The organism is Mesorhizobium sp. M7A.F.Ca.MR.362.00.0.0 (assembly GCF_004023175.1).
Taxonomy (GTDB): Bacteria; Pseudomonadota; Alphaproteobacteria; order Rhizobiales; family Rhizobiaceae; genus Mesorhizobium.
In genome coordinates, this window is record NZ_RZTF01000034.1 from 22,331 (window position 1) to 31,520 (window position 9,190).

The 9,190-nt window shown below is 63.6% G+C and carries 9 protein-coding genes and 2 pseudogenes (1 of these 11 only partly in view); 9 read left to right on the forward strand and 2 right to left on the reverse strand.

Going from position 1 to position 9,190, the window contains the following annotated elements:
* The 6 genes and pseudogenes from EOC06_RS07570 to EOC06_RS07595 form a co-directional block, all read left to right on the forward strand.
* Positions 1-491, forward strand: a pseudogene (locus tag EOC06_RS07570) (class I SAM-dependent rRNA methyltransferase); it begins 619 nt to the left of the window's first position.
* Entirely contained in the window at positions 488-1,345 is an 858-nt protein-coding gene (locus EOC06_RS07575) for an RNA methyltransferase (protein WP_013529576.1), read from the forward strand. Before EOC06_RS07570 ends, EOC06_RS07575 begins: the two are co-directional and overlap by 4 nt.
* A gap of 13 nt (positions 1,346-1,358) precedes the next feature.
* Positions 1,359-1,847 (forward strand): signal peptidase II, encoded by a 489-nt coding sequence (gene lspA / locus EOC06_RS07580; RefSeq protein ID WP_127269341.1) that lies wholly within the window; start codon positions 1,359-1,361, stop codon positions 1,845-1,847.
* A gap of 57 nt (positions 1,848-1,904) precedes the next feature.
* A complete protein-coding gene (locus EOC06_RS07585; RefSeq protein ID WP_128307458.1) occupies positions 1,905-2,894 on the forward strand; it encodes an MDR family oxidoreductase in 990 nt (329 codons plus the stop codon).
* 138 nt (positions 2,895-3,032) lie between these two features.
* Positions 3,033-5,324, forward strand: a complete 2,292-nt coding sequence (locus EOC06_RS07590) for a PAS domain-containing hybrid sensor histidine kinase/response regulator (protein WP_128307459.1) — start codon at positions 3,033-3,035, stop codon at positions 5,322-5,324.
* Between the two features lie 180 nt (positions 5,325-5,504).
* Positions 5,505-6,380, forward strand: a complete 876-nt coding sequence (locus tag EOC06_RS07595) for a GNAT family N-acetyltransferase (protein ID WP_023812526.1) — start codon at positions 5,505-5,507, stop codon at positions 6,378-6,380.
* Positions 6,381-6,457: 77 nt separating this feature from the next.
* Here the strand turns inward: EOC06_RS07595 and EOC06_RS07600 are convergent, their stop codons facing one another.
* Positions 6,458-7,090 carry a trimeric intracellular cation channel family protein gene (locus EOC06_RS07600; RefSeq protein WP_127319279.1) on the reverse strand — a complete coding sequence of 211 codons (633 nt, stop codon included), beginning with the start codon at positions 7,088-7,090 and terminating at the stop codon, positions 6,458-6,460.
* 119 nt (positions 7,091-7,209) lie between these two features.
* Positions 7,210-7,845 carry a nucleotide exchange factor GrpE gene (gene grpE, locus EOC06_RS07605; protein ID WP_027161324.1) on the reverse strand — a complete coding sequence of 212 codons (636 nt, stop codon included), beginning with the start codon at positions 7,843-7,845 and terminating at the stop codon, positions 7,210-7,212.
* A gap of 239 nt (positions 7,846-8,084) precedes the next feature.
* On the opposite strand from grpE, the gene EOC06_RS07610 reads away from it, so the two are divergent.
* The 3 genes and pseudogenes from EOC06_RS07610 to EOC06_RS07620 all read left to right on the forward strand — a co-directional run.
* Positions 8,085-8,285, forward strand: coding sequence for a hypothetical protein (locus EOC06_RS07610; protein ID WP_127269662.1), 201 nt, complete (start codon positions 8,085-8,087; stop codon positions 8,283-8,285).
* Between the two features lie 99 nt (positions 8,286-8,384).
* On the forward strand, positions 8,385-8,762 hold the full coding sequence (locus EOC06_RS07615) for a hypothetical protein (RefSeq protein ID WP_127269664.1): 378 nt from the start codon (positions 8,385-8,387) through the stop codon (positions 8,760-8,762).
* A gap of 151 nt (positions 8,763-8,913) precedes the next feature.
* Positions 8,914-9,190: pseudogene (locus tag EOC06_RS07620) on the forward strand (fatty acid desaturase); the annotation flags it as partial.

Here is a 9,190-nt window from a genome sequence, read left to right on the forward strand (position 1 = left end):
ATACCGGTCTCGCCTCATTGGTGGCGGCTCGCGCCGGCGCCGAGGTCACCCATGTCGATGCCTCGAAGAAAGCGATCGGCTGGGCCCGTGAAAACCAGGAGATGGCCGGCCTCGGCAGCAAGCCGATCCGCTGGATCGTCGACGACGCGGTCAAATTCGCCGAGCGCGAGGAGCGCCGCGGCAGCCGCTACGACATCATCCTGTTCGACCCGCCGGCCTATGGCCGTGGCCCTAAGGGCGAGGTCTGGCAATTGTTCGAGGACCTGCCCGATTTGACCGATCTCTGCCGGGCGATCCTGACGCCGAAGCCGCTTGCCGTGGTGCTGACCGCCTATTCGATCCGCGCCTCCTTCTTCGCCATCCACGCCCTGATGCGCGATACCTTTGCCGGCATGGGCGGCAAGATTGAATCGGGTGAGCTGATCATCCGTGAAAAGTCCGCCGGCCGGGCGCTCTCGACTTCATTGTTTTCGCGTTGGGTGGCTGAATGAACGAGCGGCATGCAGGCGCACCTGGCCAGGTGAAGGAGGTCACCAGCCTCGCCAATCCGCTGGTCAAGGACATCAAGGCGCTCGCTCAGAAGAAATTCCGCGACCAGCAAAACGCATTCATGGCCGAGGGGCTGAAGCTGGTCATCGATGCGCTCGATCTCGGCTGGCAGATCAGGACATTGGTTTTCGCCAAGGCCGGGCGCGGCAACGCGGCGGTGGAGAAGGTGGCCGCACGCACGGTTGCCGCCGGCGGCATGGTGCTCGAAGTGTCGGAAAAGGTGCTGGTCGCCATCACCCGTCGCGACAATCCGCAAATGGTGGTGGGCGTCTTTTCCCAAAAATTCCTCGCCTTGAAGGATGTGCGCGCCGACAATGGCGACGTCTGGGTGGCTCTCGACCGGGTACGCGATCCCGGCAATCTCGGCACCGTCATCCGCACCGTCGATGCAGTCGGCGCCAAAGGCGTCATCCTGGTCGGCGATACCACTGATCCGTTCTCCGTGGAAACGGTGCGCGCCACCATGGGTTCGATCTTTGCCGTGCCGGTGGCCAAGGCGACAACCGAGGCTTTCCTTGCCTGGCGAGGCGGCTTCTCAGGGCTAGTCGCCGGCACCCACCTGAAAGGCGCCGTCGACTACCGCTCGGTCGATTTTTCACGCGGGCCCGTGCTGCTGATGATGGGCAACGAGCAGCAGGGACTGCCCGAAAGCCTGGCTGCGAGTTGCGACAGGCTGCTCAGGATTCCGCAAGCCGGCCGTGCCGATTCGCTCAATCTGGCCGTTGCCACCGGCATCATGCTGTTCGAGATCCGGCGCGGCGCGCTCAAGCTCGAGCCAATCCTGGACCAGCAATGAAGGTTGCCCGCCCGTGAGATCATGGTCTCCCTACGCACTGCTCGTCGTCGCGGCCATCGCGCTCGACCAGTGGATAAAATACCTGGTCGAGGCCGATCTGCCTTTTCAGGAGAAGGTTGATCTGCTGCCCTTCCTGGCGCTGTTCCGCACCTACAATACCGGCATCGCCTTCTCGATGTTCTCGTCCTTCGGCGACACCGGGTTGATCGTCATCTCGCTTGTCGTCGTTGCTTTCGTGCTGTTCCTGGCGACGCGGATCGCGCCGTCCCAGATCCTTGCCCGCACCGGCTTTGCGCTGATCGTCGGTGGCGCTCTGGGCAATCTGATCGACCGCGCCGTCTACGGCCACGTCATCGACTATATTCTGTTTCACACGCCGGTGTGGTCCTTCGCCGTCTTCAACCTTGCCGACGCCTTCATTTCGGTGGGCGCGGCACTGGTCGTCTTCGACGAGCTGTTCGGCTGGGGACGCGAACCCAAAGCCAGACCTTCCAAGGATTGACCCCGTGCGGCCATCGCCGCACAGTTCATGTCGCCAAACAAGATCGCGGAGAAAGACATGTCCGAAACCTTCAAAGCCATCCTCGTTTCGCGTGACGCCGAGAAAAAGCAGTCGGTCAACGTAACCGATCTCACCGAGGCCGACCTGATGGAAGGCGATGTCACCGTCGCGATCGAGGCAACGACGGTGAACTACAAGGATGGCCTGGCGATCACGGGCAAGGCGCCGGTGATCCGCCGCTGGCCGCTGGTGCCGGGCATCGATTTCGCCGGCACCGTCGTCTCGTCCTCGCATCCCGACTGGCGCACCGGAGACAAGGTCATTCTGAACGGCTGGGGCGTCGGCGAAACCCATTTCGGTGCCTATGCAGGCCGTGCCCGCGTCAAGGGCGACTGGCTGGTGCCGCTGCCGCAAGGCATCAGCACGCATGACGCGATGGCCGTCGGCACCGCAGGCTATACCGCCATGCTCTGCGTCATGGCCCTGGAACGGCACGGCATCCTGCCCGATCGCGGCCCGGTGGTGGTGACGGGGGCGGCCGGCGGCGTCGGCTCGGTAGCGGTCTCGATCCTGTCCAGCCTCGGCTACCATGTCATTGCTTCCACCGGCCGCAATGCCGAAAGCCCCTATCTGATCGACCTTGGCGCCGCCGAAGTGATATCGCGCGACGAGCTTGCCCAGCCGGCCAAGCCGCTGGCCAAGGAGCGCTGGGCCGGCGGCATCGACGCCGTCGGTAGCCACACGCTGGCCAATGTGCTCTCGATGACCTCCTATGGCGGCGCGGTCGCCGCCTGCGGCCTGGCCGGCGGCATGGACCTGCCGGCCAGCGTCGCGCCCTTCATCCTGCGCGGCGTCTCATTGCTCGGCATCGATTCAGTGATGGCGCCTAAAGCAGTCCGCCTCGAGGCATGGCGCCGCATCGGCACCGACCTCGATCTGCAGAAGCTCGCCAGCCTGTCCAGCACCATCGGGTTCGATGGCATCGTCGATGCCGCGCGCGACATCGTCGACGGCAAGATCCGCGGCCGCGTCGTCGTGGATATGTGACTCCGCCCAACTGCCGGAAGGGATGGAATCGCCAGATCTGGTGGCAAACCCGCCGCGCCTCGGCAAAAAGCGCTCATCCGCTAAAATTCGAACGATCCGCCGCAATTTTCCATAATCTCTGTCTGGCAAGGATTTCGCATGATCGCGGAATCCGGCAGCCAACAGGCGGACACTGGCGACGACGTCGATGCGGTGCTCCCGCCGGCGTCGACGCGGCGCTTTGTCGCCGCGCCGCCGCTGGTGCCCGAGCCGGAATTCTCCAGGCGCGAAAGCCTGCCCTTTCTGACATTCGTCGCCATCGTGTTGGTGGCCGGGCTGGCGCATCTGACCGGGGCACCGATCTTCATCAGCGTCGCATTGCTGGCAACCGGCCTTGCCGGCCTTGCCCTGCATTTGCGCGCCAGGCGGAGCGAACATCGCACCTCCGCCCTTCTTGACGAAACCACTGCCCGCAGCCGCGCCGAGATCGAGACGCTGGCCGACCGCATGTGGGAGATGCAGGAGAGCGACGAGCGCTTTCGCGGCCTGATCGACGCGCTTGGCGATCTCGTCATCCATCGCGACCGCGACGGCTACATCGTCTATGCCAACAAGGTCTTCGCCGATCTCGTCGAGATCGACCAGCGCGACCTCGCCGGCAAGACCCTGGCGGAACTGGGCATCGAGGTCGGCATGGTTCCCGATGCCGCCTTTTCCGACCATGAGTGCCTGAGTTCCACCGATGTCTCCATCAGCACGCCGAGCGGGCAGCGCTGGTTCTCGTGGATCGAACTGTCGGTGCGCGACAAGGACAGCGGCGCGGTTTCGCACCGCGCCATCGCCCGCGACATCACCGCCCGCAAACGCGCCGAATCGTCGCTGATCACCGCACGCGAACGGGCCGAATATGCAAGCCAGGCCAAATCGCGCTTCCTTGCCACCGTCAGCCATGAAATCCGCACCCCGATGAACGGCATTATGGGCATGGCCAGGTTGCTCGCCGACACCAGCCTGTCGCCGGAGCAGCAGACCTATGTCGGCGCCGTCTCGACCTCGGCCAGCGCATTGCTTGCCTTGATCGAGGATCTTCTCGACTATTCCAAGATCGAAGCCGGGCGTTTCGACCCCGAGCCGCAGCCGATGTCGGTGCGCGAGATCGCCGACAACATCATCGAATTGCTGGCAGCGCGCGCCTTCGCCAAGGATATCGGACTGGGTTGCCATGTCGAACCCGACGTGCCGCAATTGATCACCGCCGATCCGGGCAAGGTCAGGCAGGTGCTTCTCAACCTCATCGGCAACGCCATCAAGTTCACCGACAGCGGCGGCGTGCTGGTGAGCATAGCACGCGCACGCACCGAAACCAGCGACCGCATATGCTTCACCATCGCCGATACCGGTCCGGGCCTGCGTGACGCCGACCTGGAACGCATTTTCGAGGAATTCGAGCAGGCCGACGGCACGTCGACACGCACCCATGGCGGGGCCGGCCTCGGCCTTGCCATCTCCAGGCGCCTGGTGGCCGCCATGGGCGGCACGATCTCGGTATCCAGCCGGCTCGGCCAGGGATCCGAATTCGTCTTCGAAATCCCTGCGACAGCGGCCACCGAAGCGCCGCAGGGCCACCAGAATGCTCTCTCGGGCAGACGCGCGGTGATCCTGTCGAAGAACGCCGTCGAGGCCGACGCCATCGCCCGCACCATCCGCGCCAATGGCGGCGCGGTCGACATCGCCACTACTGCCGCACAGGCCGCGCCTTTCGCCGCCGGCTGCGATGCAATCCTGGTCGATGCAGCGATGGAAGAAGGCGACGGAAGGCTGCTCAAGCGCCTGCGCCAAAGCGGTTTCTCCGACTGTGAGGCGATCACGCTGATCGCGCCGACCGATCGCGGCATGCTTGGCGAGTTCCGTGCCAGCGGCTACGCAACCTTCCTGGCCAGGCCGGTGCGTGGCGGAACACTTCTGCGTGTTCTGTTGAGCAGCCATGCTCCGAGCCTCGGCCCGCCGCTGCCGGAAAAGCGCGGCGCACCGTCGCTGCGGGCCGTCGGCAACCGCCAGCGCGGCCTGTCGGTGCTGATCGCCGAGGACAATGACATCAACGCCATGCTGGCCCGCGCCACGCTGCTGAAGGCCGGGCATCGCGTCAAGGTGGTCGGCAACGGCAAGGCCGCCGTCGAGGCTGTCACCGGCGCCGCGCACAAGGACCGCTTCGACGTGGTCTTGATGGATCTGCACATGCCGGTCATGGACGGGCTGGACGCGATTGCCGCCATCCGCCGCCATGAGGAAGAAAGTGCCGTGCGGCCGGTGCCGATCATGGTGCTGTCGGCCGACAGCCAGGAAAAGACCCGTCATGCGGTGTTGGCCCATGGTGCCAGCGGCTTTGTCACCAAACCGCTCGACCCCGAAGCGCTGGTCAATGCCGTCGAGGGGCAGGTCGTCGCCGCCTGAGCTTTCCACCGCCATTCGGCACGGGCGATCACTTAAACGTAGCCGGTTGATCGTATTCGCCAGCCGACGAAGTATTGCCCATGACGTCGTATCACGGTACTGTCACAATCCTGTTGCACCTACACCGTATCCCCGTGCCAAGAGGGATGGCTCGAAGGAGAATCACTCGTGCATACAGTTATGCCGGAATGTGACACTCGGCCGAACGCCAGCAGCGCCTTGCTTGCCGGACGTAACGTCGATTCCGTCATAAAGGGCGCGGCGCTGGGCCGTATAGGCAATCTTGAAGTGCGGCTCGCTCGCAACGAGGCCGAGATCGCGGCCGCGCAGGAAGTGCGCTACCGGGTGTTCTACGACGAACTTGGCGCCAGGAAGGACCTGTTCCAGGCCCATGACCGCCGGGACGCCGACCGGTTCGATCCGCTCTGCGACCATCTGCTGGTTTTGGACACCACGCTTTCCGGTCCCGAACATCGCCGCATCGTCGGCACATATCGGCTGCTGCGGCAAGAAATCGCGGCCACGGCCGGTGGCTTCTATTCCGAAGGTGAATTCGAGCTGACCAAGCTCATCGCCCGCCACCCCGGCCAGCGTTTCCTTGAACTCGGCCGCTCCTGCGTTTTGCCGGAATACCGCTCGAAGCGCACCATCGAGGCGTTGTGGCAAGGCATCTGGGCTTACATCAATCATTACGAAATCGGTGTGATGACCGGCTGCGCGTCCTTTCACGGCACCGTGCCGGCGGCGCATGCCGAAGCGCTCACCTATCTCGCCCACCACTGCCGGACGAATTCGGCCTGGGACGTGCGCGCGGTGTCCGGGCGCTATTGCTCGATGGATCTGATGCCGATCGAGGCCGTCAATGCCAAGGCGGCGATCGCCGCGATGCCGCCTTTGGTCAAGGGCTATCTGCGCGTCGGTGCCCGCATCGGCGATGGTTGCGTCATCGATCGCGAATTCTCGACGGTCGATGTGTTCGTCGTGATGCCGGTCAAGGAGATCGGCGCACGCTACGTCAACTATTATGGCGGCGAAGCCCAGCGCTTCGCTGCGTGACGCTGGCGAATAGCGAATAGCGGGAGCTATCTCGCTCAACCCCTATTCGCTACTCTCTATTCGCTATTCGCTTCCTTTCACAAAATATCTTCCGGCCGCCTGCCGGGTCGGCTCTTGTAGGACGGAAACGACCAGCCGAATTTGAGCGCACCACCGCGCACGAGGAACGCCGCCGCAAAGCCGGCGAGGTTCGAGGCGAGCGGCGGCAGTCCGGCAAGATCGCCAAGCGTGTAGAGGCCGGCACCCGCAAGGGCCGCCGTGACGTAGATTTCGGGCCTGAGCAGCACCGATGGCTCGCCGGCAAGGAGATCGCGCAAAATGCCGCCGAAAGTGGCGGTGAGCACGCCGGTGATGACGGACACGACCGGCGAGCCGGTAATCGCAAGCCCCTTGGCCGCGCCCATCACCGAAAAGGCGGCGAGCCCGATGGCGTCGAGCCAGAGCAGCCACTTCCAGCGCGATTCGACACGATGCGCGCTGAAGAAGACCAGCACCGCAACCGCGGCGCAGACCAGCACATAGCCGGAGTTGGCGACCCAGAAAACCGGCAGGTTGAGGATGACGTCGCGAAGTGTGCCACCGCCTATCCCGGTGACGCTGGCCAGGAACAGGAAGCCGATAATGTCGAGTTGCTTACGCGAAGCCGCCAGCGCCCCGGTCGCCGCGAAGACGGCGACACCGGCATAGTCGAGAAGCGCGATGGCATTCATGCAGACCAGGGGAGTAAGGGAAGAGGAGAATAGGAGAGTATGTTTATCACAAAGTCGCACCGTTGGTACGCTTCCTTACTCCCTTACTCCCTTACTCCCTTACTCCCTTACTGCCCTAACTACGCATCCTTCTCAGCCTGCTCGTTCACCGGCCCCGGCTCAACCGGTGCTTCAGCGGCGGCGAACTTCGGACCACCCTTGGCGACGCCGACCATGGCCGGGCGCAGCACGCGGTCGCCGATCGAATACCCCGGCTGCACGACCTGGACCACGGTGTTGGCCGGGACATCCGGATTGGGCACTTCGAACATCGCCTGGTGGAAATTGGGATCGAACTTCTCGCCTTCAGGCGCGAGCTTCTTGACCCCATGCCGTTCCAGCGCCGACAGCATGGCGCGCTCGGTGAGGTCGACGCCTTCGATCAGCGCCTTGAAGCCGGCGTCACCCGATGCCTTGGCCTCGGCGGGAATCGCATCCAGCGCGCGGCGCAGATTGTCCGACACCGACAACATGTCGCGGGCGAAATTCGCGACCGCGTAGGTGCGCGCATCGTGCACATCGCGCGCGGTGCGGCGACGCAGGTTTTCCATCTCCGCCGCCACGCGCAGCGCGCGGTCCTTCAGCTCTTCATTTTCCTTCAGCAGCCGCACAAGGGCTTCATAGTCGCCGTCGGTGCTGCCTTCCGTGCGCTCGGCTGCGGGCTCGGTCGCCTCGACTTCGTCGGGCGCGCGTTCGTCTTTTGCCTGGTCGCTCATCGCCGTTTCCCGTCAATCTCGAATGATGTGGATTTTGTGCCCGATATCGATGTTTGGCGGCCAAAAATCAAGGGGTAAGCGACTATGGAAGCCGCCGGCCAAGGCCGGGCAATGACAGGCAAGACATTTCGACTTTAATTCAAATTTTACCTTAACCGCGGGCTTTGCTTGCCATACAGGCATGATGGGGGAACCATTCTCTTGCTGCAGGAGTTTCGAAGCCGACACAGGATTTTGAGATGATGACCCGCAACATGGGCGAAAAGGCAGAGGGGCTGGCCATCGAGATCAGGCGCCAGTTCGGCGCCGAGGCGGTGACCCGCTTTCTGCGCACCTTGCCGGCCTTCCGCACCGAGGCCGACATCCCCGATCGGTTCAGAGAACTGCTCGACCGCCTCGATGGGGCGGAGCGCGGTGACATCGGCTGGCGCCGGCGGTAACGCAACAATCGATCTTGGCAGCAAACCTCCTATCGGCAATAGCCGGGGAGAGCCGAACCATCTAAGGATAGATGTGTTGTGGTTCAATGGAGGACGTAAATGCGCAAGGTTTCGATCACCTCATCGCTGATAGCGTTTGTCGGCCTCGGCGCCATCACCTTGGCGGCCTTTCCGGCACAAGCAGACAATCTTCAGCTGCAATTGGGCAAACATGGCCCGCGGCTGAAGCTCATGGAAGATTGCGACCCCGCCTACGACGATTGCGAAGGCCCCCGTCGCGACGATCGGCGCGACCGCCGTCAACGAGGCTGCACGGAAGACCGGGCTCTCGACAAGGCAGACCGAATGGGCATCCGCCGCGCAAGGATAGAGTCCGTCGGCCGCCGGGAGATCACAGTCCGCGGCAGACAGGGCGGCGACCGCGTGCGCGTGACTTTTGGCACCGAGCGCGGCTGCCCTATCCTCGATCGCGAATAGCGATCGACCAGCGGAAAACCGACGCTCAGAGCCATCAGCAGGTCGATTTGGCGGGTTGGCAGGCTCGATCGCCAAGCCACGCGACAATTACGCACAGTAATTTTGCGTGATGTTGCCTTGCGGCGGCGAGGCACCCCGCCTATGCTTCCTGATGAACATGATTTCCCCTGAGGCGGTCGCCAACAGCAAGCGCGCCTGGTTGAAGATTCTCGCCCGCTACAAGAAGCCTGACAGGCGGCGCAGCGCCGTCGAGCTCGCCATCACCCTCATTCCATTCGCCATACTCTGGGGGCTGTCTTCGGCGGCTTATGCCTATGGCCATTGGTGGGGACTGGTCCTCATCCTCCCCGCGGCCGGGTTTCTGGTGCGCATCTTCATGATCCAGCACGATTGCGGCCACGGCTCCTTCTTCGCCAATCGTTATACGC